Below are 25,828 nucleotides of genomic sequence, written 5' to 3' on the forward strand. Positions count from 1 at the left end.
GCTTAATCCTCGGCCTGCAGGTCGGCTTCCGGCGGCGTTGCGTCCTTGTCGCGCGGAATGGCCGGCCGCGGTGCGAGTCGGTTTTCCAAGTCGCTATCGCCGGCGGCTGCCGGCGACCAGGGTCGGTTTGCGCCCTTGGGTTTGACGCTCTTCAGCGAAAACTCCGATCCGTTCCGTGTCAACGCCAGCGCGCCCTGACGCTGCATTCGCTCGCGATTGACGACGGCAGCAGCGCAGTCCGGCTGGACCTGCCGGGCAGCCACCACGAGCACCGCGCGGCTGCAATCGTCGGCGACCGCCTCGGAACGCAGCGCCAGTGCGACGAATGCGCCGTCGGCCATCGGCGCCACGCAGCCCGCGTCGTCGCAGGAGACGCCCGCGCCGAGCGAGGAATCGCCGACCAGCCGCGAGTCCGCATCCGCGGCCAGCCATTCCTTCACGAGGAACGCATCCTTGGTGGTGTGCATCAGGTGCAGGCGCCCGTCCCTGCCCCGGACAGCGACGTTGTGGCCGTCAGCGGAGACCAGCACGTCCGGCTGCTTCACCTGCAGTGCCCACGCCACCGCAAAGGCGAGCACCGCCGCGCCCGACCAGCGCAGCGGGGTCCGCAGCAGGCCCAACAGGATGATGCCAACGCTGGCCGCGATCAGTGGAGCGATACCGAACGCTGCAATGCGCCCCACCGCGCCGGGAAGCGCGGCCACCCAGCGCGCAACCGCGACCATCCAGTCGATGCCAAGTCCCATCAGCCACCAGAAAACGCCATCGAGGCCGAACGGCGTGGCGACCAGTCCCATCAGCCCCGCCGGCATCACCATGGCCGAGACCACCGGCATCGCGGCAAGATTGGCAAGCGCGCCGTAGGGCGTGACGCGATGAAAGTGGAATGCGGCATAGGGCGTGGTCGCAAGTCCGGCAACGAGAGAGGCAAGCAGCAGCATGACGATCTCCCGTCCGCCCCACAGCGCGATGCGCGCGGTCGTGGAATGATCGGGCGAAGCGAACAGGCGCGGCATGCCGACCTGCACCAGCGCGACAAGACCGAGTGTCGCCGCAAACGACATCTGGAAGCTCGGGTGCACCAACGCTTCCGGAGCTATCGCCAGCACGATCAGCGCGGCAACCGCAAGGGTGCGGAACGTAATGGCCCTGCGATCGACCATCACCGCGATCAGCACCACGGCCGTCATGAAAAACGATCTTTGCGTCGCGACCTCGGCGCCGGACAACAGCAAATAGAACCCGGCCGCAACGAGGGCCGCCGCCGCCGACCACTTCTTGATCGGAGCACTCACCGCGAGCCCCGGCACCAGCGCCAGCAGCGCCCGCACGGCAAAGAACACGACACCGGCAACTACCGCCATGTGATAGCCGGAGATCGAGAGCACGTGGCCGAGACCGGAGATGAACATCGCATCGTTGACGGGCGCGGAGATCGCGTCGCGCCGTCCGGTGAGCAGCGCGGTCGCAATCGCGCGGTTGTCGCCTTCGAGCGTTGCGCGGATGCGGGCATCGATCGCATCGCGCAGACCCTGCATGAACGCGGCATAGCGCAGCGTCAGGGCGCGCTCGGCCGGCGGCGCTGCGGTCGTGATCGCGCCCATGACGAAACCGGAGGCCCCGATGGCCTGAAAATACATGTCGCGGCCGAAATCGTAGCTGCCGGGCCGCACCGGCGCGAGCGGCGGCAACAAGCGCGCCTTCAGCTGCACGAAACTGCCGACCGCCGGCGCTGTACCTTTGCGGACCGAGAGCCGCACACGATCAAGCCTCAGGTCTCCCCGGCCGGCCTCCATGTGGGTAACGCGCAGGACGAAGCGATCGGTGCGCTCACGAATGTCGCGGGTCTCGACAAAGCCGGACAGGGATACCGAGTAGAGCGGCCGTGACAGCACTGTATGCGTGACGCGGGCGGCTCTGAAGGTCGCCGTTGCAAACCCCGCCGCCACGGCGGCAATCATCACCGCGAGCGGAAACAGCCTCTGCCGCCGCAGCAGGAAGGCCGCGACACAGAGCGCAATCGCCGTGATGACGGTGACCGCAAGGACCGGCTCGTGATCGGCGGCAAAATACAGCGCGATGCCGCTGCCGAAGGCGACCGGTACCCAAGGCAACAGGCGACCCGCTCCGGCTTCAGCCCGCGCCCAGCCGCGCAGGCGCTCGACGAGGCTGGACCAGGCGTCAAGGCCTGCCGGCGCAAGACCGCCGGCCTGTGCCGTCCTGCCCGGCGGCCACGTGCCCGCTACTCCCTGCGCCCGGCGCGGCGGCCTGCCCGGCTCTGCCATTCGGCTCTACACCCTGCGATCCCTCAGGCATCCCAAGGCTACCGGAAGCTGTGGGGCGTCGGATAGGAGAACGGATGCAGAATGGTGTGACAGGGCGGCGGTACCGGCTCTCTCTGTCCATGGTCACCGCCACATCGGCATTGGCGGACAGCCGCATCCTGCCACCTTCGACTGGGGGCAATAGGCCGCGTCGGGTACCCCTGGCGGCCTAGTGGTAAGCGTAGGGGCTCCATCCCTTATCGACCTCGACAGGCTGCCTGAAGTTTCCCGGACCGGGTGGGCTGTCAGTTTGGGTCCACTCGAGCGACTTCGATCGCCACGGGTTGCTTGCGACCATCTGCCCGCGGAATGCCGAATGGATCCAGCCGACGATCATGAGCAGTGTGCCAATCGCCGTAATGAAGGCGCCGAGCGTTGCAACGCGATGAAGGGATTCGAACTGCGAAAACAGCGCGTAATTCCAGTACCGCCGCGGCATGCCTTCAATGCCGATGATCAAGAGCGGCCAGAACGTCATCTGCGTGCCGAGCATCGTCAACCAGAAAGCAATTTTGGCCGTGCGCGTGTCGGCAGTGCGTCCCGTCATTTTCGGAAACCAATGATAGACGGACGCAAACAGGGCAAAGGCCGCCATCAAGGCCATGATGAAATGGAAATGCGCATGGACGAAGGTCGTTTCCGACAGGTGCACCGTCAACGACGTGATGCCAAGCGGAATGCCAGTAAGCCCTCCGACAAGAATCAGAAACAGGCACGCCACGGCGTACCACATCGATACGTTGTAGGTGATGGCTCCCCTCCACATCGTACCCCACAGAGAGATCATCACCAGCCCGACGGGGATGGAGATCATCATCGTCGTCACCATCATTGCGATGCGTATCCAGTCCGGCATCCCGGCGATGTAGAGATGATGAATCCATACGTCGCTACTCATGACGATGATTGGAATGATGCCGCCCCAAACCACGATCCTGTAATTGAACACGCGGTTCTTGGCCTGCGTGGCAACGATGTCGAACAGAAGCCCGATCGCGGGCAGGAAGATCACGTAGACGGCAGGGTGGCCGTAGAACCAGAACAGGTTCTGATAGAGCAGGACGTCACCGCCCCGCGCCGAGTCGAAAAAGCCAGTACCGGCGTATTTGTCGAACAGAAGCAACGTCACGGCTGCCGCGAGCACCGGGACGAAGACGAGTTGAATGATGAACGCGGCGAACGTGGACCAGACGAAGATGTTCAGCTGATGCCAGCCGATCCCCGGCGCCCGCATGAAGATGATGGTGACGAGAAAGTTGACTGCGCTGAGCAGTGACGAAAAGCCGATCAGATACACCGTGAAGACGTAAAGCGAGGTGTTGGCCGTCGTGGTTATGGAATACGGTGGATAGCCGGTCCACATGACGTCGGGCTTGTCGGCGACGACGAATGTCAGCAGGGCAATCACAATGGCGGCCCAGAACAACCAAAGCGACAGCGCATTCAGACGCGGAAAGGCCACGTCACGGGCCCCGATCATCAGTGGCACCAGATAGTTCGCTGCGAATCCGGTGAGCCCCGGAATCAGGAATGCAAGGATCATCGCGGCGCCGTGAAAATACAGCGCGGCATTATAGGCGGCGCCCGTTGACAGCGTCCTGGCCAAGTCGAGGACGAAGTAATTGATCACGCCCGACTCGCCCGGCGCCATCTGTTCAATACGAATGCCAAGCGCCAGGATACCTGCGACGACGAACGACGCGAGGGAGCCGATGAGGTAGAGGATCGCGATCCGCTTATGATCGATGGTGAAGAGCCATTCGAAAATGGCTGTGCCCGTCGACATATTCACGACGGGATTCCGAAATGTTACCGACATGTTGCCCCTCGACCGTCGGATCCAACGGTGTCACCCTGATGATCGCAAAACGGGACCATCACGCCGCGTGACTTCGAACGCCTCTTAATCACCGATCTCCACGTGCCAAGTCAAACAACAAGGCCTCGCGGTGGATGCGCGGCGGCGACCGGCTATATCTCTCCGTGCATGTCACCACCACGTCGGCATGGCGGAAAGCCGCAAACCGGTGACCCGCTACCGCTCGATCAGCGGCGTGTACGACGAAACGTGGTGGCTCGCGATCTTCCAGTCGCCGTCCTCGCGGACAATCGTCCAGGTAATCTTGACCGAAAGGGCCGACGCCTCGCCGTCCAGGAAAAATGACGCCTTGCCGGCCATGTTGATCAGTTCGGAGCTGACTTTCGCAATCCGGACGTCGCCGAACTGGACGCTCGGCGTCTCCCAACGCGGCAGCCCATTGAAATAAGCCGCAATGCTCTTGCGCCCACGATAGAGGTTCGGGTTCGATCCGAAGAAGAACGCCTCTCTGGAATAGAGCGAAGCAAGCGCCTCGGCATCAAGCTTGCGGAAACCTGCCGACCACTTCCCAATGATCCCGTACACGATCTCGTCCGCGTGGCTAGGCATCACGATGATTCCGTCGACGATTGCACCGCAGGCCGCCTAGCCCTTGCCGACCTCCTTGGCGAAGGTATCGCGCAGACCGATCGTGCGGTTGAACACCGGACGTTCGGGCGTAAAGGCCCTGTCGCGGACGAAATAGCCCTGGCGCTCGAACTGCATCGGTTCGTTCGAACTGCCCTCGACGATCGAAGGTTCGACCCGCGCATCGCGCAGGACTTCGAGCGACTCGGGGTTGAGGTCGGCGGCAAAGTTCGCGGCGCTCGGGCTGGGATTGGCAAAGAGCTGGTTGTATACGCGGACCTCCGCGACACGCGACTGCGCCGCCGGCACCCAGTGCATGGTCGCCTTGACCTTGCGGCCGTCGGGCGCGTTGCCGCCCCTGGTCGCGGGATCGTAGGTGCAGCGCACCTCGACCACCTCACCGGCCGCGTTCTTGATCGCTTCGCGGCACTTGATGAAATAGGCATAGCGCAGCCGCACTTCGGTGCCCGGCGACAGGCGGAAGAACTTCTTCGGCGGATTCTCCATGAAGTCGTCCCGCTCGATATAAAGCTCCCGGCCGAAGGCGATCTTCCGCGTGCCCGCCGACGGATCGTCGGGATGGTTGACCGCCTCGAGCTCCTCGACCTGCCCTTCCGGGTAATTCTCGATCACAACCTTCAGCGGCCGCAGCACCGCCATGCGCCGCTGCGCCGTACGGTTGAGTTCCTCGCGAATGCAGAATTCGAGCATGCCGACGTCGACGACCGAGTTGGCCTTGGCGACGCCGATGCGCTTGACGAATTCGCGGATCGCCGCCGGCGGCACACCACGGCGCTTCAATCCGGCCATGGTCGGCATGCGCGGGTCGTCCCATCCGGCAACATGCCCATCCCGCACCAGCTGGGTCAGCACGCGCTTCGACAGCAGCGTATAGGTCAGATTGAGGCGCGCGAATTCGTACTGACGCGGGCGCGAGGGGACCGGCAGCTTCTCGATCAGCCAGTCATAGAGCGGACGGTGATCCTCGAATTCCAGCGTGCAGATCGAATGGGTGACGCCCTCGATCGCGTCCGACTGACCGTGCGCGTAGTCGTAACTCGGATAGATGCACCACTTGTTGCCGGTACGCGGATGATGCGCGTGAAGAATGCGGTAGAGCACCGGGTCGCGCAGGTTGATGTTGCCGGAGGCCATATCGATCTTGGCCCGCAGCACGCGCGCGCCGTTGGGGAATTCGCCGGCCCTCATCCGCCGGAACAGGTCGAGGTTTTCCTCGACCGAGCGGTCGCGGAAAGGCGAGTTCTTGCCGGGCTCGGTCAGCGTGCCGCGGGTGGCGCGGATCTCCTCCTGCGACTGGTCGTCGACATAGGCGAGACTGCCGCGGATGAGACCTTCGGCCCATTCGTACAGGCGCTCGAAATAGTCCGAGGCGTAGAATACGTTCTTGCCCCAGTCGAAGCCAAGCCAGTGCACATCCGCCTGGATGGAGTCGATGTATTCCTGCTCCTCCTTGGTCGGATTGGTATCGTCAAATCGCAGATTGCAGTGGCCGCCAAATTCCTGGGCGATGCCGAAATTGAGCGCAATCGACTTGGCATGGCCGATATGCAGATAACCGTTCGGCTCCGGGGGGAACCGGGTCACGATCTCCTTGTATCTGCCTGCATCGAGATCGGCCTGGACGATGTCACGAATGAAATCGCGCCCCGCCTCCGCCACTACCGGTTCTGTGCTCATTCCTGAATCCTGTGAGGAAACCTGCGGCCCTTCTGCCAAATTCGCGCCCGCACGCCAAGCCCTGCGCCAACGGCGGTCAAAGTCCGGCAATCCTGGCACGCACCCGGTCTGCAAACGCTATCCGGGACGCCGGCGTTGAGCGGTCCATGTCGTAATGCGCCAAATAGAACGACTCAACGTGCGGTCCGCACATTGGCTTCAGGGCGCGAAACAGCACCTTGCGGCCAGGATCCTGCATGACGATGCGGGTCAGCCACCACGGCGAGCCGTAGGTCGTCACGACCCCGAACAAGCGGATGTTGGTGAGCAGTGGCTTGATGCGCCCGCCTCCCGTCTCGTGGGCAAACGCGGTTCCGGGCGCCCAGACGCGGTCGAAATATCCCTTGAGCATGGCGGGCATCGAAAACCACCAATGCGGGAAGCAAAAAATGATGCCGTCCGCTCGCCGCAGAAAGCCAACAAGGCGCGCCACCGCATCCTCCGCATATGGCCCCTGGTAATAGCTGCGCCGCTCCCCCTCGGTCATCGCCGGGGAAAATTCCTCACGGTAAAGATCGGTCGCGATCACCTCGTGGCGGTGCTCGAGCGTCTCGACGATGGTTCGGAACAGCGCATGGTTGTAGCTGTCCACAAGCGGATGGCTATGAACGACCTGGATTAGCATTAGCAAAATCTCCCGAGCCTATGATACACGGTCGCCCGTCAAGCTCACATCGGTTACTTGCTATCGAATGACCACGTCTCAAGTCATCACGCGCTTTGCCCCCTCGCCGACCGGCTTTCTCCACATCGGAGGCGCCCGAACGGCGCTGTTCAACTGGCTCTATGCGCGCAAGCACGGCGGCAAGATGTTGCTGCGTATTGAGGACACAGACCGGGAACGTTCCACCAAGGAAGCCATCGACGCCATCCTGGACGGCCTGAAATGGCTTGAGCTCAACTGGGACGACGATGTGATCTACCAGTTCAGCCGGGCCGCGCGCCACCGCGAGGTGGCCGAGCAACTGCTGGCGGAAGGCAAGGCCTACCGGTGCTATGCCACGCCGGACGAGCTCGCCGCCATGCGCGAGAAGGCCCGCGCCGAGGGCCGCACCCGCCTCTACGACGGCATGTGGCGGGATCGCGCTCCCTCGGAGGCGCCCACCGGCATGAAGCCCACCATCCGGCTGAAGGCCCCCCAGACCGGCGAGACCGTGATCGAGGACCAGGTGCAGGGCCGCGTGGTCTGGCAGAACGAAAACCTGGACGATCTTGTCCTGCTCCGCGGCGACGGCACGCCCACCTACATGCTCGCGGTGGTGGTCGACGATCACGACATGGGCGTCACCCACATCATCCGGGGCGACGACCACCTGATCAACGCTGCGCGCCAGAAGCAGATCTACGACGCGCTGGGCTGGTCGCTTCCGAGCATGTCGCATATCCCGCTGATCCACGGGCCCGACGGATCGAAGCTGTCCAAGCGGCACGGCGCGCTCGGTGTCGACGCCTACCGCGCCATGGGATATCTGCCCTCAGCGCTGCGCAACTACCTGGTTCGGCTCGGCTGGAGCCATGGCGACCAGGAGATCTTCTCGACCGAAGAGATGATCGCGGCCTTCGATCTTTCGGGTGTCGGCCGCGCCGCTGCGCGGTTCGATTTCGCCAAGCTGGAAAACCTCAACGGCCACTACATCCGGCACACCGACGATCGATCGCTCGTGAAAATGTTCGAGGACGTGCTGGATCACGTTCCGGGCCGTGCCGCGCTCAAGGCAAGGCTGAACGACACGACGCGTGCGCAATTGCTCAAGGCCATGCCGAGCCTGAAGGAACGTGCGAAAACCCTGATCGAGCTGATCGACGGTTCCAACTTCCTGTTCGCCGATCGGCCGATCGAGCTCGACCCGAAAGCCGCAGCGATCCTCACCCTGGAAAATCGCCAGCTGATCGGCCGGCTCAAGCAGGCGCTGGCGACGGTGGAGCCGTGGACCGCCGGAAGCACCGAATCCGCGATGCGTGCATTTTCAGAGGCCAACAACCTCAAGCTCGGCGCGGTCGCCCAGCCCCTCCGGGCGGCGGTGACCGGACGCACCACCTCGCCCGGGATTTTCGAGGTTCTGGATGTGCTTGGCCGCGACGAGAGCCTTGCCAGGCTTGACGATCAGACTACTACCTAAGTTGCCCCGGGCTGGGGCCATCTTGCAGCGCACAGTGCAATAATATACGCATAAAACCGGAACCTTCAGAATAATCCGGCTTGTCCCGCCTCCTCCAAGCTGGGCAGGGTCCGGCCTGTTTACACACGATTTCATCGGGGATTTACGATGGACGCATCCAACAAGAAGACCGCAACGCTGACGGTCGGAAACAAGAACTTTGATCTCCCGATCTACAGCGGCAGCATCGGGCCGGACGTGATCGACATCGGCAAGCTCTATGCGCAGTCCGGCCTGTTCACTTACGATCCGGGCTTTACCTCAACCGCCAGTTGCCAATCGAAGATCACCTATATCGACGGCGATGCGGGCGTGCTGGAATACCGCGGCTATCCGATCGAGCAACTCGCCGAAAACGGCGACTTCCTCGAGACCTGCTACCTTCTCCTTTACGGGGAGCTTCCGACCGCCGCTCAGAAGAAGGACTTCGATTATCGTGTCATCCATCACACGATGATCCATGAACAGATGGCCCGCTTCTTCCAGGGCTTCCGTCGCGACGCCCATCCGATGGCGGTCATGGTAGCCTCGGTCGGCGCGCTCGCCGCGTTCTATCACGACTCCACCGACATCAATGATCCGAAGCAGCGCATGATCGCGTCCATGCGGATGATCGCGAAGATCCCCTCGCTGGCGGCGATGGCCTACAAATACTCGATCGGCCAACCTTTCGTTTATCCGAAGAACTCGCTCAAATTTGCCGAGAACTTCCTGCACATGTGTTTCGCGGTGCCGTGCGAGGAGTACAAGATCAACCCGGTGCTCGCGGACGCGCTCGACAAGATCTTCATCCTCCACGCCGACCACGAGCAGAACGCCTCGACCTCGACGGTGCGCATCGCCGGCTCCTCCGGCGCCAACCCGTTCGCCTGCATCGCGGCCGGCATCGCCTGCCTGTGGGGACCGGCCCATGGCGGCGCCAACGAGGCGGCGCTGAACATGCTTTCCAGCATCGGCACGGTCGACAAGATCCCGGAATTCATCGCCAAGGTGAAAGACAAGAACAGCGATGTCCGCCTGATGGGCTTCGGTCACCGCGTCTACAAGAACTACGATCCGCGCGCCAAGATCATGCAGAAGATGTGTCATGCCGTCTTGAACGAGATCGGCCATGGCAACGATCCGATGCTGAAGGTCGCTATGGAGCTGGAGAGCATCGCGCTCAACGATCAGTACTTCATCGACCGCAAGCTCTATCCGAACGTGGACTTCTATTCGGGCATCACGCTCAAGGCGATGGGCTTCCCGGTCTCGATGTTCACGGTGCTATTCGCGGTTGCCCGCACCGTCGGCTGGATCAGCCAGTGGAGCGAGATGATCGAGGACCCGCACCAGAAGATCGGCCGTCCGCGCCAGCTCTACACCGGCGTCGCCCGCCGCGATTATGTCCCGATCAACAAGCGGGGCTGACACTCTCGTTCGGCGCTGAAACAAAGAGCCGGATGCGCCGAGCATCCGGCTCTTTCGTTTCCTCTTCCAAATCCTCGGGCGATACGGATCCGGACCGACTTCGCCGCGCTTAGCGGTGCCCCTTCCGCATGGTCGCAAGCACGATGTCCGCGGCCCGTACGCTTGGCGGCTGGCCGGTCGACATGACCGCATCGAGCGTTGCGAAAGCCTCGAGCTGCCGCCGGCGTAAGACGGAATGGGCGAGCACTTCGGAAACGGCCTGCGACAGTTTCTCCGGCGTGCAGTCCTCCTGGAGAAACTCGGGGATGACATCCTTGCCGATCACAAGATTGGCCAGGATGACCGATTGCACCCGGATCACCCGCCGCAGGATGACGGCCTCCATCGCGCCGACGCGGTAAGCCGTCACCATGGGAACGCCCGACAGCGCCAACTCGAGCGTCACGGTCCCGGACTTCGCCAGCGCTGCGCGCGCCACCCGGAACGCGGCGCGCTTGTCGTCTTCTCCGACCACAATCCGCGGCTTGACCTGCCAACCCTGTACGCCTTGGCGGACCGCCTGCTCGAGATGCGGCGTGGTCGGGAGCACCGCCTCGAACTCGGAACCGACGGCTCGCAACCGATCCAGCGCGGCGCCGAAGGTCGCAAGATGGTGCCGGATCTCGGAGCGCCGGCTCCCCGGCAACACCAGCAGAACCGGCGGGGATGCATCGCGCCTTCTCTTTTCTTCCTCATTCGGCCGCAGCGAGGAAAGCTGCTCCGTGAGCGGATGGCCGACATAGCTGCAGGCCGGTCCGCGCAGCTTGCGATACTCCTCTGGCTCGAACGGCAACAGCGCCAGCACGTGATCGACATAGGCGCGCATGGCGCGAGCGCGGCCAGGTCGCCAGGCCCAGACCGAGGGCGATACATAGTCGACGACCGGAATCATCGGATCGCGCGCGCGGACACGCCGGGCCACGCGGTGCGTAAAGTCGGGACTGTCGATGATGACAAGCACGTCGGGCGTTTCCTGCATGACCGCATCGGCGGTCTGCCGGATCAGGCGCAGGATTTTCGGCAGTTGCTGCACGACAGTGGCGAAGCCGACAATCGACAGTTCCTCGATGGGAAACAGCGAGACAAGCCCTTCGCGCGCCATGGCGCGCCCGCCGACACCGACAAACTGCACGGCATCGCCGAGGCGCTGCCGGAGCACCTTCATCAGCGCGGCGCCGAGCCGATCGCCGGATTCCTCGGTCGCAATCAGGAACACGCGTCGCGCGATATCGGGAGTTCGGGCCTGCATCAGCCAGGCAAACCGACAACGAAGAGGTGTTTGGCGTCGGCGGCTTCAATCGTGGCCTGCGGCTCGGCGGCGATCGTATTTCCGGCGATCACGGCAATCCCCGCAAGTCCCGCCGCTGCGGCGGCCTCTATGGTGCGCGGCCCGACCGTCGGCAGGTCAAAGCGAAGATCCTGCGTGCTCTTGGGCGCCTTGACCAGCACGCCGCGACCCATTGCAGCACGAATGCGTCCCTCGCCGCGCAAGCGCGCCATCCGCGCCAGGAGCCCGTCGGTGCCTTCGATATCCTCGATGCCGATCACGTGGCCGTCGATGACGACAACCCCCTGGCCGATATCGAACGCACCAAGCGCACGCAGCACCTCCCGGCCCTTGGCGATGTCCGCGTTCGCGGTGGCATCGGGTATTATCCGGGTCAGGCAGCCTTCCGGCACCAGGAGATCGGGAGCCACGTCCCTGATCCCGACCATGCGAAAGCCATCGCGTTCGAGGATGCGACCGATGCTGGACAGCAGATGGTCGTCGCCCCCGCGGAAGGCCGCCCAAACCTGGCCAAGGACACGCACCGTCCCCCAATCGAGCCGGATCTCCGACAGCGCCGGCCGGACCAGGGAGCCGATGAAGACCAGGTCGCGGCATCCTTCGGCGCGAAACAATTTCGTCGCGCGCCCGAGCTGGCCGATGGAAATCCAGTGATGGCGAAAGCGCTCAACGCGCTTGGGATCACAGACGCCGCGCAGCGCGAACAGGACCGGCTCGATGCCCCGAGCACGAAGCGAATCCGCGACAGCAAACGGCATCGCGCCGCCAGCGGCCACCACGCCGACAGGCGATGATATCTGCAAGGCCGCTGTGGTCATGGCTGCGGCGATCCCGTTGTTCAGTTGCGATTACCGCCGTCGGCCGGAAGACACAGCGCGCGGTTGTTCGCGCTATCTATGAAGGTGAGGATCTGTGCGATCGCCGGATCTTCACCCGCCATGGGTTGCACGGCGGCGAGCCGTTCGGCGAACACGCCGGGCCCGTGGAACAGCTTGTCATAGAAGGCCCGGACCATGGCGAGCCGCTCGCGGGTGAACTTGCGCCGCTTCATGCCGATGAGGTTCAGGCCCTCGAGCGCGGCATATTGGCCGTTGACGAGACCGTACGGAATGACGTCTCCGCGCACGCCGCATACACCGCCAACCATGACCTGAGGCCCGATCCGCGTGAACTGGTGCACCGCGGACAAGCCGCCGATGTAGACGTAATCGCCGATCTCGCAGTGGCCGCCGAGCGTCGCCGAGGTCGCGAAGATGACGTCGTTGCCGACGATGCAATCGTGGCCCACATGGCTGTTGTTCATGAAGAAGCCGCGGTCGCCGACCCGCGTCAGTCCGCCGCCCTTGATGGTGCCGACGTTCATTGTCGTGCCCTCACGAATGGTGCAGCCCGAACCGATCTCCAGCCGCGTCGGCTCGCCGCGATAGCTGAGATCCTGCGGAGCGCCGCCGAGCGCGACGAAAGGCGAGATCACGCAGTCATTTGCGATCCTCGTGTGCCCCATGACCTGCACGTGTCCGATCAGCTTGCAGTTATTGCCGATCACGACATTCGGTCCGATCAAGCAATATGGGCCGACCGTGGTGCCCTGGCCGATGACGGCGCCGTCTTCCACCCGCGCGGTGGGGTCGATGCTGCTCATGAAGAAGGTATGATCTTGTGTTGATATCACTGGGTTTTCCGGTGGTTAGCGCGACTTTGCCATCACTGTCCAGTGACGTATGATCTCGGTTGGTTTCAGCGCCACGGGCATCGCTTCCTTTTCCGGGCGAACCCGGGGCTGAATTCGCTCTACGCCAATTCCCTGCGCTCACCATGGTCAGAACTGCCCTCACCATGCTCGTCCACCTGCTGACTGCCCCGATCGTTTCGGAAACGGTCGAGGTCGAAAGGCGCGGCCCTGTCGAGCTGACGAGATTCGAATGCCGGGACATCAACCGCAGCAGTATCGTTCAGCGCGTCTGCTATGACCGGCAGCAGCGGCATCTGCTCGTCGCGACCAAGGGCAGATACAATCAATATTGCAACGTGCCGGCTGACCTGTTCGAAGCCCTGATGGCCGCGCCCTCGATGGGCCAGTTCTTCAACCGAAGTATCAGGGGCGATGATTCGGGTCGCCTCGCTTGCCGGACGCACGATCCGCTCTGATCAAGCGCGCCGAGCCGGCCTGCTCAATCGGTCAGCATCGCGCCGACATCGGCTTCGGCGACAATCGTGCCGTTCACCTTGGCGTCGCCGTGAAACCACCACATGGTCTTGCGCCGGCCGAGCGAGCGCATGTGGTATTCGATCGTGTCCCCGGGCATCACGGGCTTGCGAAACTTGCACTTGTCGATGGTGAGGAAATAGACCGCCTTCGGCTTTTCGGTGCCTTCGACCGACTTGATGCCGATCACGCCGGCGGTCTGCGCCATGGCTTCGATCATCATCACACCCGGATAAACGGGCCGGTCGGGAAAATGGCCGAGGAACGGCGGCTCGTTGAAGGTCACGTTCTTGATGCCGATCCCGCTGTAGTCGGTGCGGATGTTGATTACCCGATCGATCAGCAGCATCGGGTAGCGGTGCGGGAGCGTCTGCAGGATCATGTTGATGTCCACGAGCTCGAACCTGATCGGTGCTTCCTCCATCACTCCTGCCCCTCGCCCTTCGCGCTGGCCGCGCTGTCGCGCACCAGACGCTCCACGGCGACAATTTCCCTGAACCACTGCTTGGTCGGCTTGGCAAAGTGACCACCCCAACGACCGTTCGGCGGGATGTCGTCCTTGACGGCGCTCATGGCCGTCACCTGGGCCCCATCACCGATCTTGAGGTGATTGTTGATCCCCACCTTGGCTCCCAGCGCCACGTTGTCCCCGATGGTCAAGCTGCCCGCCAGCCCGATCTGGGCCGCCAGCAGGCAATGCCGGCCGATGGTCACATTGTGGCCGATCTGAACCTGGTTGTCGATTTTGGTCCCCTCGCCGATCACCGTATCGCGCAGGCTGCCGCGATCGATGGTGGTTCCCGCGCCGATCTCGACTTCGTGCTGGATCAGGACCCGTCCCATCTGCGGGACCTTCAGATGGCCCTCGGGCCCGAAGAAGACGAAGCCATAGCCGTCCTGGCCGATGCTGCAGCCCGGGTGGATGAGCACATTGTTGCCGATCAGCGCGCATTGGATGGCCGTGCGGGCGCCGACGTTGCAGTCCCGGCCGATCTTGACGCCGGGGCCGATCACGGCGCCCACGCCGATCACGGTCCCAGAACCGATCTCCACATCCGGGCCGATCACCGCCAGCGGATCGACGACCACGTCGTCCTCCAGGCGCGCCGAGGGATCGACGATCGCGGAGTTGGAGATGCCTTCATTGCCGACCCAGGATTGCGGACGCAACGCATCACCATGCCATTCACGGGCGAGCTTTACGAACGCGCGGAACGGCTGGGTGACCCTCAGCACGGCGACATGCGCCGGCACCTTGGCCTCAAACCGAGGGCTCACCAGACAGGCGCCTGCCTTGGTCGCGGCAAGCTCGTCGGCATATTTTAGATTGTCGAAAAAGGCCAGATGCATCGGGCCGGCCTCGTCCAGCGAGGCCATTCCCTTGATGACATGATCGGCCCGCGAAGGGTCGACGAGATGCGCCTTCGTCAACGCGGCAATCTCAGCCAGCGTCGACGAAGGCGGCTTTTGGAAAAAGGTCGGCTGCGCCATTCCACCCCGTCGCGGTGCGGCCGGTGAAAAGATCAGAAGGACGTTCCGCCGCCGAACCTGAACTCCTGCACCCGATCGAATTTTCCCTTGCTGAGCGGAACCGCGTAGTCGAACCGCAGCGGTCCGAAAGGCGAAGCCCAGATCAAACCGACACCCACCGATGAGCGTACGGCCCTGCTGTCGTCATACACCAATCCTGTGCAAGTGCCAGGCGTCGCCGGGTTGTTCGTTGGCGTGATACAGCCCGAGTTCGCCGGCGTCGTCACTTCGTTGGTGAAAGCCCAGGTCGTCGGCCCCTGGTAATCGTACAGGCCGCCGGCATCGGCATAGACCGCACCCTTCAGACCCACCTCCCTGGGCAGGAACCAGAACGGCATCTGCAGTTCGAACGACGCACCCCAGTATTTCGTGCCGCCGACCGCATCCATTGTACCGTACGGATTCATGTCGCGGGGGCCGATGCCGTTCGGCGCGAAGCCGCGCACCAGATTCGGTCCCATCTGGAAATGGTCGAGCATGCGCAGCTCGGTGTTGCCGATCTTGTTCAGGATGCCACCTTGCAGGTGGATCAAACCGACGATGTCGGAGACCAGCGGGGTGTAGTACTTCGCATCGACCGCACTCTTGAGATAGGAGACGTCGCCGCCGAGGCCGGCGAAGTCCTGCCTGAAGTCGACGAGCAAGCCGTCGGTCGGGTTCTTGTTGTTGTCGAGCGTGTTGTAGGACAGCGAGTAACCGACGGAAGACGTCAGCGTCTTGCCACTCGCCAGCTCCCTGCGCACCGGCAACGAGGCTTCGCCGTCGCTATAGCACCCGAGACCGTTGGTGGAAGCGAGGCTGAGGCCGTTGGCTGCCGCATAGGCCGGGGTCGGATTGAAGAACGGCGAGGTCGGATCGTTGTTACAGTTCTGCAGATTGTACGGCAGCATGAGCTCTTGCTTGTAGATCGAATAGCGCAGCTGCAGTGAAAGGTCTTCGCGCAACTGGAATCCCAGCCGCGGGCTGAAGCCCATCGTCTTGGTACCGTATGAAATATAGCTGTTGGCAAGCTGTTGGCGCTGATACAGGTCCAGTCCCAGCGCGATGCGGTAGTCAAACAGGTACGGCTCGACGAAGGACAGCGAGTAGCCACGCGCATACTGGCCATAGGTGACTGACGCCTTGGCGAACAAGCCGCGGCCAAGCAGGTTGCGCTCGGAGATGCTGACCTCGGCGAGCGCGCCGTCGGTCGTTGAATAGCCGCCCGACACCGAGAAGTCGCCCGTCGACTTCTCTTCGAGATCGACGTTGAGGATCACGCGGTCGCTCGACGAACCGGGCTCAGGGATGATCTTTACGCTCTTGAAGTAGTCGAGGTTCTTCAGCCGGCGCTCGGCGCGATCGACGAGCGCGCGATTGTAGGCATCGCCCTCGGAAATATCGAATTCGCGGCGAATCACGTAGTCGCGCGTGCGGGTGTTGCCGCGGATATTGATTCGCTCGATGTAGGTCCGCGGTCCGTCGTCGATGGCAAATACCACGGAAACGGTATGCGCATCGAAGTTGCGCTCGCCGCGAGGCCGCACCACCGCGAACGCAAAGCCGCGTCGCGAGGCCTCGATCTGCATCTCTTCTACCGACTTCTCGAGCGACTCGACGTTATAGACCGAACCGACGTTGACTCGAGAGTAGCCGCGCAGAAAGTTCGCATCGAAGTTCGGAATGCTCGACTGGAATTCGACCGAGCCGACCCGGTACTGCTGGCCTTCCTCGATCTTGAAGGTGACCAGGAAGCCCTTGCGCTGCGGATCGTACTCGCTTAGCGCCGCCACGACCTGCACGTCGGCGAAGCCATGCTTCAGGTAGAAGCGCCGAATCAGGTCGCGGTCGGCCTCGACGCGGTCCGGATCGTACACGTCGTTATTGCCGAGGAAGCTCAGCAGATTGCTCTCGTGCGTCTTGATGACGTCCTTCAGGCGGTAGTCCGAAAACGCCTGGTTGCCGACGAACTCGATCGACTTGACGCCGGTTTTCGGGCCTTCCTCAATCGTGAAGATGAGATCGACGCGGTTGTTGGGTTGCTCGATGATCTCGGGCGTCACGTGCACGTCGTAGCGACCCGAGCGGCGGTAGATCTCGGCGATGCGCAGCGCGTCCGACTGCACCAAGGGCCGCGAGAAGGTGCCGCGCGGCTTGGACTGGATTTCGCCGGAGAGCTGTTCGTCCTTGACCTTCTTGTTGCCCTCGAAGGCAATGCGGCCGATCACGGCATTTTCGACGACCGACACCACGATCCTGCCGCCGGGCCGGGTGATTCTGACGTCCTGGAACAGGCCGGTCTCGATCAGTGCCTTCAGGCCATCGTCGATGGCAGCCTGGTCGAGGCGACCGCCCGGCCCGGGCTTGAAGTAGGAGCGAATGGTGTCGGCCTCGACGCGCCGGTTCCCCTCCACGACGATCGACTGCGCGGTCTGCGCCGCAGCGGGCACCGACACGAACACCGACCCCAGCGGAGCAACCACCGGCGCGACGGACATGATCAGGGCGGCGAACAAGCCCCCCCGGACTCGCATTCCAAACTTCATGCGCAATGCGCCCTTGTCATTCCAGTGCCGGCTCGACCCCCAAATGTCGAACCGACAGATTCTCATTTCAGATGCCGCTTTTAGCCAATTTCGCCGGAGCAGCAAACGGCAGAAGAGGCAATGATTCCATTTTCGTTCCAAGACGTTGCTCATTAGCAACGTCACAAAAAAGCCGCGTCAGGATGCCGCCAGATGCAGAATGTCGTTGTAGGTCGCAAATACCATCAACATCAGCACTAACCCCAGCCCGATTCGGAAACCCATTTCCTGCGCCCGCTCCGACAGCGGACGGCCCCGTACCGCTTCCACTGCGTAGAACAAAAGGTGGCCGCCATCGAGCAGCGGTACCGGGAACAGGTTCAAGAGCCCGATCGATATCGACAATACCGCCGCAAGGTGGATCAGGGCCGTCAAACCGATGGTGGCGACCTGACCCGATATCTGGGCGATCCGCAACGGCCCACCAACCTGGTCGGCCGCCTCGCGGCCGGTAAAGACCCCGCCGATGTAGGCGAAGGTGCGGTCCACCACGAACCAGGTTTCCTTCACGCCCAGCCACATAGCCGTCGCCGGATCGACCCGCTCCGTGACGACGTCGCCGGCCGCGGTCTGCCGAGTGATGCCGAGCACGCCGAGGCGATGAGCATTGCCGAACGCATCCTTCACTTCACGGAGTTCCGGAGTCCCCTGAAGCTGCACGGTGGCGCCCTCGCGCGTGACCGTGAACGTCAGCTTCTGGCCGGCATGCGTTCCGACGATCCGCTGCATGTCGGAAAAGCTTCCGATCGATTTGCCGTCGATCCCCGTCACCACGTCGCCTACCTGGAAACCGGCCGCTGCAGCGGCGCTGTTCGCTTCGATCTTGTCGACGCGCGCGCTTGTGCTCGGCTTGCCGAAAAAGGTGAAAAGGCAGGTGAAGATTATGATTGCCAACAGGAAATTGGCGATGGGACCGGCTGCGACTATCGCGGCGCGCGGTCCGACCTTCTTGTGGTGGAAGCTGCCGGCCCGCTCCTCTTCCGTCATCCTCGCGAGCGCATCGACCGAAGGTGTCGATGCCTCGGTGTCATCGCCGAAGAATTTGACATAGCCGCCGAGCGGTATTGCGGAAATTTTCCAGCGCGTGCCATGACGGTCATTGAAGCCGACAAGCTCCGGTCCGAACCCAAGCGAAAAGGTTAACACCTTGACGCCGGCCCAGCGCGCAATGAGGAAATGGCCAAGCTCGTGAAAGAAGACGACGATGGTGAGGACGAACAGGAACGGGATCGCGTAGCCGATGAGCCCATGGCCCAAAGTACTGAAACTATGCAGAAAAAACTCGGACATCCAATTCCCCTGACGCAGAGCCGGAGGCCCTGTTCCCCAACCTTCTAGGATGCCTTTAAGGCAATTTGAGGCAATAGGGTGGCGGCTCTATTTCGCGCTTTATGGTCAACAGCAATCGCATCATCGGCCGACCCGAGCGGCGCCAGATTACCGGACCTGATCCAGTCCTCGAGCGTCGCCTCGACCAGTCTTGCAATGGCGCCGAACCTGATCTTGCCGGCGATGAAAGCCGCGACTGCGACCTCGTTCGCAGCATTATATACCGTCGTCGCTCCGCGTCCGGTCCTTAAAGATTCGTAAGCAAGACGCAGCCCGGGAAAGCGCTTGAAATCGGGCGCCTCGAAGGTCAATTGCCCGATCTTGGCGAGATCGAGTTTCGCCGCGTGGCCCTTGATGCGGTCCGGCCATCCAAGGCAGTGCGCGATCGGCGTCCGCATGTCCGGCGCCCCAAGCTGGGCAACGACGGAACAATCGGAAAACTCGACCATGCCGTGGACGATCGATTGCGGATGCACCAGCACCTCGATCTCATCAGGCGTCAGTCCGAAAAGATACGACGCCTCGATCACCTCGAGTCCCTTGTTCATCATCGACGCGGAATCGATCGTGATCTTCTGGCCCATGCTCCAGTTCGGATGCTTCAGGGCCTGGGCGAGCGTGGCCTGCTCGATATCGGCGGCCTTCCAGGTGCGGAACGGCCCGCCCGAGGCCGTGATGATGACGCGGACCAGTTCCTCACGATTGCCCGAGCTCAGCGCCTGGAACAGCGCGTTGTGCTCGGAATCGGCCGGAAGGATGCAGGCACTCGCCTTAGCGGCACGCTGCATGAAGAAATCACCCGCGCAGACGAGGCATTCCTTGTTGGCCAGCGCGACGGTCGCGCCGCGATCGACCGCCGCCAGCGCCGGTTTCAGGCCAGCGGCGCCGCTGACAGCTGCCATCACCCAATCTGCGGGCCTGGCAGCCGCCTCGATCACCGCGCTTTCGCCAGCACCGCATTCGGTCGACGTGCCGGCCAGCGCCTCCTTGAGTTCCGACAGCTTGGCGGGATCGGCAATTGCCGCGAAGCGGGCGCCAAATTCCCGGGCAAGCTTTGCCAGCGCCTGTGCATTGCTGTTCGCCGTCAATGCCTCGACGCGATAGCAGTCGCGCGAGGCGCGCAGCAGATCCATCGTGCTGTCGCCGATCGACCCGGTGGCCCCGAGGACCGTCACGCTGCGCACGGCGGCCGCCGCAACCTTGTTGTTACGCAATGGAACTGCGCTCATGCTTCACCAAACCATAAGACCGCTGCCAATGCCATCCAGGCCGCGGCGTAACAGGCCGAAAATCGCGGCGATGACGATGGCGGCAACGAAGCCATCCAGGCGATCCATCAGCCCGCCATGTCCGGGAATCAGATGGCTGGAATCCTTGACGCCGAACCGCCGCTTTACCGCGGACTCGAACAGATCGCCAAGTTGGGAGATCACAGACAATAACGCCGCCAGCGCCAATAGCGGGCCGATCTTGCCGAATTCCAGAACGGCAAAACCCGCCGCAATGAGAAGGCTCGCGCCAGATCCGCCAAGGGCGCCCGCCCAGGTCTTCTTCGGACTGACCCGCGGCCACAGTTTCGGCCCGCCGATGATGCGGCCGGCGAAATAGCCGCCAATATCCGCGCCCCAGACCACGAGGAGGACGAACATCAGGGCGGAAAATCCGTTCGTCGGATCCTGCCGCACCAGCACGGATGCGACCTGCGCCGCGGCTGCGTAGACGAATCCTGCCGCGGCCCAGCCGCGCTTTTCCGAGGCCAGCAGCGCCACCCAGGCAAGCCCGAGGATGCCGAACAGGAATGCGACGTTAACCCAGCCGAAGTTGAAGCAGAAGCCGATGATCGCCAGGGCGACAATTCCGGAAACCATCGCCCCGACGTAAGCCGCGGCGCCGACCACCATCAGCCATTCGACATAGAGGCCGATCGCGGCCAGCGTCACCAGGCAGTTCCACATCCAGCCGCCGGCATAGGCAAGCGCAATGGCGAGCGGCGCCAGCACAAGCGCCGCAATCACGCGCATCAAGAGATCGCGTGCGCCCTGCCCGGCCTGCACCGGCGCGGCTGTTTTCTCGCTCACGAGGCTGTTTTCGCTGCCAGGCCGCCAAAACGGCGCTCGCGCCTGGCGTATTCGGCTATCGCGCCTTCAAGTGCCGCCTTGTCGAAATCCGGCCAATGGATCGGCAGGAACACGAGTTCGCTATAAGCCGACTGCCACATCAGGAAATTGGAAAGTCGTTGTTCGCCGCTCGTGCGGATGATCAGATCAGGATCGGGAATATCGGGTGCATCGAGATAATGGCCCAGCGTGTCCGCATCGATCGATGAAGGATCGCGCCTGCCTTCGGCGACCTCGCGGGCGAGCCGCTGCGCGGCCCTCGCGATCTCCTGTCGCGACCCATAGTTGAAGGCAACGATAAGGTTGAGCTTCGTATTGTCGCGTGTGAGCTCCTCCGCTTCATTGAGCAGCGCGCAGATGTCGGACTCAAGCCCTGCTCGCTCGCCGATGACACGCACCCTTACTCCGTCGCCGTGAAGCGTGGCGAGGTCGTTGCGAATGAATCGGCGCAGCAGGCCGAACAGATCGCCGATCTCGCTCGCCGGGCGCGACCAGTTCTCCGAACTGAATGAAAAGATCGTCAGGTATCGAATGCCGAGATCGTGGGCTGCGCGCACGACACGGCGAAGGGCCTCGACGCCGCGACGATGGCCCTCGGCGCGCGGCAACCCGCGGGCCGCCGCCCACCGTCCGTTGCCATCCATGATGATGGCAACATGCACGGGGCCGTCGGACCGATCCGGTCCTTGCGTGACAGGCGCGGCAGCATTCGACATTCGAGAAGCTTCTCTACACCGTGAGGATTTCTTTTTCCTTGGCCGCCAGGATCTGGTCGATTTCCGCGATGGTCCCGTCGGTTGCCTTCTGCACGTCAGCCGCAAGGCGCTCCTGGTCGTCCTCGGACATCTCGTGATTCTTCTCGAGTTTCTTGAGAACGTCGAGTCCGTCGCGGCGAACGTGACGCGCCGCGACCTTCGCCGCCTCGGCGTACTTGTGCGCCACCTTCACCAGTTCCTTGCGGCGCTCCTCATTGAGTTCGGGAATGCGGAGGCGGAGCACCTGGCCTTCCGTCGCGGGGCTCAAGCCGAGATTGGAGTCGACGATGGCCTTCTCGACGGCCTTGACCATTGACTTGTCCCAGACCTGGACGGAGATCAGCCGCGGCTCCGGCACGCTGATGGTGGCGAGCTGGTTCAGCGGCATGTGCGTGCCGTAGGCGTCGACCTGAACAGGATCCAGCATCGAGGTTGAGGCTCGTCCCGTTCGCAGGCCGCCGAGTTCGTGCTTGAGAGATTGGACGGCGCCCTGCATGCGGCGTTTCAATTCGTTGATGTCGAAATTACCCGTGGGCATCACGCTCTCCTTCAGAAACTTTCCGTGGGCGACATCGTCCAGCGCCCACACGCCGCTCAGCCGGCAACGATCGTCCCGCGACCGCTGCCGCGCAGAATGGCGCCAATCGATCCTGGTTCGGCGATCGAGAACACGATGATAGGCAGTGACGTCTCGCGGGCAAGCGCGAATGCGGTGGCGTCCATGACCTTGTAGCCGCCCTCCACCGCCTGCGAATGCGTCAGGCGGTCGAATCGTTTGGCGGCAGGATCCTTCTTGGGATCTGCGGAGTAGACGCCGTCGACGTTGGTCGCCTTGAGAACGGCCTGCGCCCCGATCTCGGCGGCCCGCAACACCGCCGTCGTGTCCGTGGTGAAAAACGGATTCCCGGTGCCGCCGCCCAGAAGCACGATCCGGCCTTCGGCGAGATAGTTGTGCGCTGCAGCGCGGGTGAACAGTTCGGATATCTCGGGCATGACAAACGCCGAAAGCATCCGCGCCGGCGCTCCCTTGCGCTCAAGGGCGGCCTCCAGCGCAAGGCAGTTCAGGATGGTCGCAAGCATGCCCATGGTGTCGCCGGTCGGCCGCGACACGCCGCTCGAGGATACCGCCACGCCGCGAACGATATTTCCGCCGCCGATCACGACGGCGACCTCGACGCCAAGGTGGCGCGCGGCGATCAGATCGTCCGCGACACGGTCGACGGTCGGCTGGTCAATGCCGAAGCCCTGCTTTCCTGCGAGATATTCGCCGGACAGCTTGACCACCACGCGACGATAGACCGGACCAGCCATGATCGCCTTCCCTTCCGGGGCGCAGCTTCCGGCGGCAAACGCCGGAAGGGATGGACCCGGCGCTTACTTCTTGCCGCTGGCAGCGGCGACTTCTGCAGCGAAGTCGGATTCCTGCTTCTCGATTCCCTCGCCGAGAGCATAGCGCACAAAGCCCGTGATCTTCACTGGCCCGCCGATTTTCCCCTCGGCTTCCTTCACCGCCTGCGCCACCGACTTGCCGGTATCGTGAATGAAGGCCTGCTCGAGCAGGCAGACTTCCTTGTAATAGGTCTTCAGGCCGGACTCGACGATCTTTTCGATCACGTTCTCCGGCTTGCCCTGCTGGCGATACTTGTCGGCCAGCACGTCCTTTTCGCGCCTGACGAGGGAGGGATCGAGCCCCGCCGGATCCAGCGCCAGCGGATTGGCGGCCGCAACGTGCATGGCGAGCTGCCGGCCGAGCTGGGAGAGCTCGTCGGCCTTGCCGGACGATTCCAGGGCAACAATCACGCCCATCTTGCCCGCGCCCTCGGTGGCGGCGTTGTGGACATAGCTAGACACCACACCCTTGCCGACTTCGAGCGAAGCGGCGCGGCGCAGGGTCATGTTCTCACCGATGGTAGCAATCGCGTCGGCAATCGCAGCCTCGACGTTGACCTCACCGATCTTGGCTGCCTTGATCTTGTCGATGTCGGTGCCGACTTGGATGGCCACCTGGGCGATCATCTTGACCAGACCCTGGAACTGGTCGTTACGCGCGACGAAATCTGTCTCGGAGTTGACCTCGACCACGACGCCCTTTGTTCCCGACGTCAGCGCCCCGATCAGCCCTTCGGCCGCGACGCGACCAGCCTTCTTCGCCGCCTTGGATAGGCCCTTCTTGCGCAGCCAGTCCTGGGCCGCCTGCATATCGCCACCGGTCTCGGTCAGCGCTGCCTTGCAGTCCATCATTCCCGCGCCGGTCGACTCGCGCAGGTCCTTGACCATCGCCGCTGTAATCGTTGCCATGTGAAAACCCTTCTTGCCTGCCGGGCGAAAGCGGCGCGGCCTTGCCGCCGCCGTCCACCCCAGGATTCGCATTCATGAAATGGTGGCCGGAGGAGTTCCGGCCAACCTCGGCTATTCGGCTTCCGCGGTCAGCGCCTTGGCCTTGGCAACCCAGGCGTCGGCACGGCTCGGCAGCCCCACCTCTTCGCCGATCTTGTGCGCAGTGTCGTGATCAAGTTCGGCCAGCTGCCAGTAGTGGAAGATGCCGAGATCGTTGAACTTCTTCTCGATCGCGCCCGACACGCCCGGAAGCTTCTTGAGGTCGTCGGCGGTACCGCGCGGACCCGCCAGGCCCTGGAAGCCGGCCGTCTGGGGAGCGGCGGGAATTTCCTCGGCCAGCGGCTCGGCAGCGGCTCCGACATCGATCCCGGAGTCGCCCTGCGCACGCGAGATGCCGTCGATCGCCGCACGCGCCACCAACTCGCAATAGAGCGAGATCGCTCGGCCGGCGTCGTCATTGCCCGGCACCACATAGGTGATGCCCTTCGGATCCGAATTGGTATCGACAATCGCCGCGACCGGGATGTTGAGGCGCTGAGCCTCCTGGATCGCGATGTCTTCCTTGTTGGTGTCGATCACGAAGATCATGTCGGGCAGACCGCCCATCTCCTTGATGCCACCGAGCGAGCGATCGAGCTTGTCGCGCTCGCGCTGCAGGGTCAGGCGCTCCTTCTTGGTGTAGGAGCTGGCTTCGCCCGAGGACAGCACCTCGTCGAGATGGCGCAGGCGCTTGATGGAGGCGGAAATCGTTTTCCAGTTGGTCAGCGTGCCGCCGAGCCAGCGCGAATTGACGAAATACTGCGCGCAACGCTTTGCAGCGTCGGCAACGCCATCCTGCGCCTGGCGCTTGGTGCCGACGAAAAGAATGCGCCCGCCCTTGGCCACCGTGTCGCTGACGGCCTGCAGCGCGTGATGCAGCATCGGCACGGTCTGGGCGAGGTCGATGATATGGATGTTGTTGCGGGTACCGAAAATGTACGGCGACATCTTCGGGTTCCAGCGGTGGGATTGATGACCAAAGTGCACGCCAGCTTCAAGCAGCTGGCGCATGGTGAAATCAGGCAGCGCCATTGGTAAATTCTCCGGTTGGTTCCTCCGGAAACGTGTGAGCAAACGGAGCCTTCTCGGCCCGGCTGCCACCGGACGGCCTTTTGAGCCATGTTTCCGTGTGAGATGGCGCGCTATATAGCGCGATTTCGGCCAGAAGCAAGGAAATAAGGCCCCTTTCGGGGCCTTACCTTTCCTGACTGCTGGGCCGGGAATGTCAGCACCGCGGCACGTTGGGCGGGCATTTCTTGACTGCCGCAGCCGCGGGGGGCGGCGGAGGCGCTGCGACCCGTGGCGGCGGAGGCGGAGGCGCTGCCATCCGTGGTGGCGGAGGCGGCGGCGCGGCCATCCGCGGCGGCGGCGGCGGCGCTGCCATCCGTGGCGGTGGAGGCGGCGGCGCGGCCATCCGTGGCGGTGGAGGCGGCGGCGCGGCGATCCGTGGCGGTGGAGGCGGCGGCGCGGCCATCCGTGGCGGTGGAGGCGGCGCCGATACCCGCGGCGGCGGCGGAGGCGCGGCGACCCGTGGTGGCGGAGGCGGCG

The 25,828-nt window shown here is 63.3% G+C and carries 22 protein-coding genes and 1 pseudogene; 4 read left to right on the forward strand and 19 right to left on the reverse strand.

The genetic code is table 11. The features are described from left to right. Positions 1–2 precede the first annotated feature (2 nt). From HY852_RS09540 to HY852_RS09560, 5 genes are all read right to left on the reverse strand, one after another. A complete protein-coding gene (locus HY852_RS09540) occupies positions 3–2,285 on the reverse strand; it encodes a ComEC/Rec2 family competence protein (protein WP_291604324.1) in 2,283 nt (760 codons plus the stop codon). Between the two features lie 208 nt (positions 2,286–2,493). Next, on the reverse strand, positions 2,494–4,110 hold the full coding sequence (locus tag HY852_RS09545) for a cbb3-type cytochrome c oxidase subunit I (RefSeq protein WP_291604350.1): 1,617 nt from the start codon (positions 4,108–4,110) through the stop codon (positions 2,494–2,496). A 249-nt stretch (positions 4,111–4,359) separates the two neighbouring features. Then, entirely contained in the window at positions 4,360–4,752 is a 393-nt protein-coding gene (locus HY852_RS09550; protein WP_291604326.1) for a nuclear transport factor 2 family protein, read from the reverse strand. Positions 4,753–4,788: 36 nt separating this feature from the next. After that, positions 4,789–6,468: a glutamine--tRNA ligase/YqeY domain fusion protein gene (locus tag HY852_RS09555; RefSeq protein WP_291604327.1), complete on the reverse strand. Its 1,680-nt coding sequence runs from the start codon at positions 6,466–6,468 to the stop codon at positions 4,789–4,791. Between the two features lie 76 nt (positions 6,469–6,544). After that, on the reverse strand, positions 6,545–7,132 hold the full coding sequence (locus HY852_RS09560; protein ID WP_291604329.1) for an NAD(P)H-dependent oxidoreductase: 588 nt from the start codon (positions 7,130–7,132) through the stop codon (positions 6,545–6,547). A 67-nt stretch (positions 7,133–7,199) separates the two neighbouring features. Here HY852_RS09560 and gltX point away from each other — a divergent pair, with 67 nt between their 5' ends. Together gltX and gltA are read left to right on the forward strand one after the other, a co-directional pair. After that, entirely contained in the window at positions 7,200–8,627 is a 1,428-nt protein-coding gene (gene gltX / locus HY852_RS09565; RefSeq protein ID WP_291604331.1) for a glutamate--tRNA ligase, read from the forward strand. Positions 8,628–8,774: 147 nt separating this feature from the next. Next, positions 8,775–10,076, forward strand: coding sequence for a citrate synthase (gltA, locus tag HY852_RS09570; RefSeq protein WP_291604333.1), 1,302 nt, complete (start codon positions 8,775–8,777; stop codon positions 10,074–10,076). A 109-nt stretch (positions 10,077–10,185) separates the two neighbouring features. On the opposite strand, the gene lpxB is transcribed toward gltA, so the two are convergent. The 3 genes from lpxB to lpxA are packed head-to-tail and all read right to left on the reverse strand — an operon-like array spanning position 10,186 to position 13,045. Then, entirely contained in the window at positions 10,186–11,367 is a 1,182-nt protein-coding gene (lpxB, locus tag HY852_RS09575) for a lipid-A-disaccharide synthase (RefSeq protein WP_291604351.1), read from the reverse strand. Continuing rightward, complete coding sequence (locus HY852_RS09580; RefSeq protein WP_291604334.1) at positions 11,364–12,221, reverse strand: LpxI family protein; 858 nt, start codon at positions 12,219–12,221, stop codon at positions 11,364–11,366. The genes lpxB and HY852_RS09580 overlap by 4 nt, the downstream gene beginning before the upstream one ends. A gap of 20 nt (positions 12,222–12,241) precedes the next feature. Further along, positions 12,242–13,045 carry an acyl-ACP--UDP-N-acetylglucosamine O-acyltransferase gene (gene lpxA / locus HY852_RS09585; RefSeq protein WP_291604352.1) on the reverse strand — a complete coding sequence of 268 codons (804 nt, stop codon included), beginning with the start codon at positions 13,043–13,045 and terminating at the stop codon, positions 12,242–12,244. Between the two features lie 173 nt (positions 13,046–13,218). Here lpxA and HY852_RS09590 point away from each other — a divergent pair, with 173 nt between their 5' ends. Beyond that, positions 13,219–13,551 carry a KTSC domain-containing protein gene (locus HY852_RS09590; protein WP_291604335.1) on the forward strand — a complete coding sequence of 111 codons (333 nt, stop codon included), beginning with the start codon at positions 13,219–13,221 and terminating at the stop codon, positions 13,549–13,551. A 23-nt stretch (positions 13,552–13,574) separates the two neighbouring features. On the opposite strand, the gene fabZ is transcribed toward HY852_RS09590, so the two are convergent. The 11 genes from fabZ to HY852_RS09645 form a co-directional block, all read right to left on the reverse strand. Next, complete coding sequence (gene fabZ / locus HY852_RS09595; protein WP_291604336.1) at positions 13,575–14,033, reverse strand: 3-hydroxyacyl-ACP dehydratase FabZ; 459 nt, start codon at positions 14,031–14,033, stop codon at positions 13,575–13,577. Beyond that, positions 14,033–15,100: a UDP-3-O-(3-hydroxymyristoyl)glucosamine N-acyltransferase gene (gene lpxD / locus HY852_RS09600; RefSeq protein ID WP_291604337.1), complete on the reverse strand. Its 1,068-nt coding sequence runs from the start codon at positions 15,098–15,100 to the stop codon at positions 14,033–14,035. Before lpxD ends, fabZ begins: the two co-directional genes overlap by 1 nt. A gap of 32 nt (positions 15,101–15,132) precedes the next feature. After that, a complete protein-coding gene (gene bamA / locus HY852_RS09605) occupies positions 15,133–17,664 on the reverse strand; it encodes an outer membrane protein assembly factor BamA (RefSeq protein WP_291604338.1) in 2,532 nt (843 codons plus the stop codon). Between the two features lie 177 nt (positions 17,665–17,841). Beyond that, on the reverse strand, positions 17,842–18,993 hold the full coding sequence (gene rseP, locus HY852_RS09610) for an RIP metalloprotease RseP (RefSeq protein ID WP_291604340.1): 1,152 nt from the start codon (positions 18,991–18,993) through the stop codon (positions 17,842–17,844). 44 nt (positions 18,994–19,037) lie between these two features. Next, positions 19,038–20,261, reverse strand: a complete 1,224-nt coding sequence (dxr, locus tag HY852_RS09615) for a 1-deoxy-D-xylulose-5-phosphate reductoisomerase (RefSeq protein ID WP_291604342.1) — start codon at positions 20,259–20,261, stop codon at positions 19,038–19,040. Positions 20,262–20,264: 3 nt separating this feature from the next. After that, entirely contained in the window at positions 20,265–21,053 is a 789-nt protein-coding gene (locus HY852_RS09620; RefSeq protein ID WP_291604353.1) for a phosphatidate cytidylyltransferase, read from the reverse strand. A 53-nt stretch (positions 21,054–21,106) separates the two neighbouring features. Then, the gene (locus HY852_RS09625; protein WP_291604343.1) at positions 21,107–21,865 is read right to left on the reverse strand and encodes an isoprenyl transferase; all 759 of its coding nucleotides are present in this window, start codon (positions 21,863–21,865) and stop codon (positions 21,107–21,109) included. A gap of 13 nt (positions 21,866–21,878) precedes the next feature. Beyond that, the gene (gene frr / locus HY852_RS09630; RefSeq protein WP_291604344.1) at positions 21,879–22,442 is read right to left on the reverse strand and encodes a ribosome recycling factor; all 564 of its coding nucleotides are present in this window, start codon (positions 22,440–22,442) and stop codon (positions 21,879–21,881) included. A 56-nt stretch (positions 22,443–22,498) separates the two neighbouring features. Further along, the gene (pyrH, locus tag HY852_RS09635) at positions 22,499–23,215 is read right to left on the reverse strand and encodes a UMP kinase (protein WP_291604345.1); all 717 of its coding nucleotides are present in this window, start codon (positions 23,213–23,215) and stop codon (positions 22,499–22,501) included. Positions 23,216–23,278: 63 nt separating this feature from the next. Then, positions 23,279–24,202, reverse strand: coding sequence for a translation elongation factor Ts (tsf, locus tag HY852_RS09640; RefSeq protein WP_291604346.1), 924 nt, complete (start codon positions 24,200–24,202; stop codon positions 23,279–23,281). 111 nt (positions 24,203–24,313) lie between these two features. Continuing rightward, positions 24,314–25,312, reverse strand: coding sequence for a 30S ribosomal protein S2 (locus tag HY852_RS09645; protein ID WP_291604347.1), 999 nt, complete (start codon positions 25,310–25,312; stop codon positions 24,314–24,316). Positions 25,313–25,579: 267 nt separating this feature from the next. Here HY852_RS09645 and HY852_RS09650 point away from each other — a divergent pair. Next, positions 25,580–25,828, forward strand: a pseudogene (locus HY852_RS09650) (hypothetical protein); the annotation flags it as partial.

Origin of the sequence: Bradyrhizobium sp. (genome assembly GCF_016213215.1) — a bacterium.
GTDB lineage: Bacteria > Pseudomonadota > Alphaproteobacteria > Rhizobiales > Xanthobacteraceae > Bradyrhizobium.

Coding starts and splice junctions, on each gene's coding strand:
- HY852_RS09620 (WP_291604353.1), bottom strand. CDS start 21,053: ATGCGCGTGATTGCGGCGCTTGTGCTGGCGCCGCTCGCCATTGCGCTT.
- gltX (WP_291604331.1), top strand. CDS start 7,200: ATGACCACGTCTCAAGTCATCACGCGCTTTGCCCCCTCGCCGACCGGC.
- dxr (WP_291604342.1), bottom strand. CDS start 20,261: ATGAGCGCAGTTCCATTGCGTAACAACAAGGTTGCGGCGGCCGCCGTG.
- lpxA (WP_291604352.1), bottom strand. CDS start 13,045: ATGAGCAGCATCGACCCCACCGCGCGGGTGGAAGACGGCGCCGTCATC.
- HY852_RS09625 (WP_291604343.1), bottom strand. CDS start 21,865: ATGTCGAATGCTGCCGCGCCTGTCACGCAAGGACCGGATCGGTCCGAC.
- HY852_RS09560 (WP_291604329.1), bottom strand. CDS start 7,132: ATGCTAATCCAGGTCGTTCATAGCCATCCGCTTGTGGACAGCTACAAC.
- HY852_RS09645 (WP_291604347.1), bottom strand. CDS start 25,312: ATGGCGCTGCCTGATTTCACCATGCGCCAGCTGCTTGAAGCTGGCGTG.
- frr (WP_291604344.1), bottom strand. CDS start 22,442: ATGCCCACGGGTAATTTCGACATCAACGAATTGAAACGCCGCATGCAG.
- HY852_RS09580 (WP_291604334.1), bottom strand. CDS start 12,221: ATGACCACAGCGGCCTTGCAGATATCATCGCCTGTCGGCGTGGTGGCC.
- tsf (WP_291604346.1), bottom strand. CDS start 24,202: ATGGCAACGATTACAGCGGCGATGGTCAAGGACCTGCGCGAGTCGACC.
- pyrH (WP_291604345.1), bottom strand. CDS start 23,215: ATGGCTGGTCCGGTCTATCGTCGCGTGGTGGTCAAGCTGTCCGGCGAA.
- HY852_RS09550 (WP_291604326.1), bottom strand. CDS start 4,752: ATGCCTAGCCACGCGGACGAGATCGTGTACGGGATCATTGGGAAGTGG.
- fabZ (WP_291604336.1), bottom strand. CDS start 14,033: ATGGAGGAAGCACCGATCAGGTTCGAGCTCGTGGACATCAACATGATC.
- HY852_RS09545 (WP_291604350.1), bottom strand. CDS start 4,110: ATGTCGACGGGCACAGCCATTTTCGAATGGCTCTTCACCATCGATCAT.
- bamA (WP_291604338.1), bottom strand. CDS start 17,664: ATGAAGTTTGGAATGCGAGTCCGGGGGGGCTTGTTCGCCGCCCTGATC.
- HY852_RS09540 (WP_291604324.1), bottom strand. CDS start 2,285: ATGGCAGAGCCGGGCAGGCCGCCGCGCCGGGCGCAGGGAGTAGCGGGC.
- rseP (WP_291604340.1), bottom strand. CDS start 18,993: ATGTCCGAGTTTTTTCTGCATAGTTTCAGTACTTTGGGCCATGGGCTC.
- lpxD (WP_291604337.1), bottom strand. CDS start 15,100: ATGGCGCAGCCGACCTTTTTCCAAAAGCCGCCTTCGTCGACGCTGGCT.
- HY852_RS09590 (WP_291604335.1), top strand. CDS start 13,219: ATGGTCAGAACTGCCCTCACCATGCTCGTCCACCTGCTGACTGCCCCG.
- gltA (WP_291604333.1), top strand. CDS start 8,775: ATGGACGCATCCAACAAGAAGACCGCAACGCTGACGGTCGGAAACAAG.
- HY852_RS09555 (WP_291604327.1), bottom strand. CDS start 6,468: ATGAGCACAGAACCGGTAGTGGCGGAGGCGGGGCGCGATTTCATTCGT.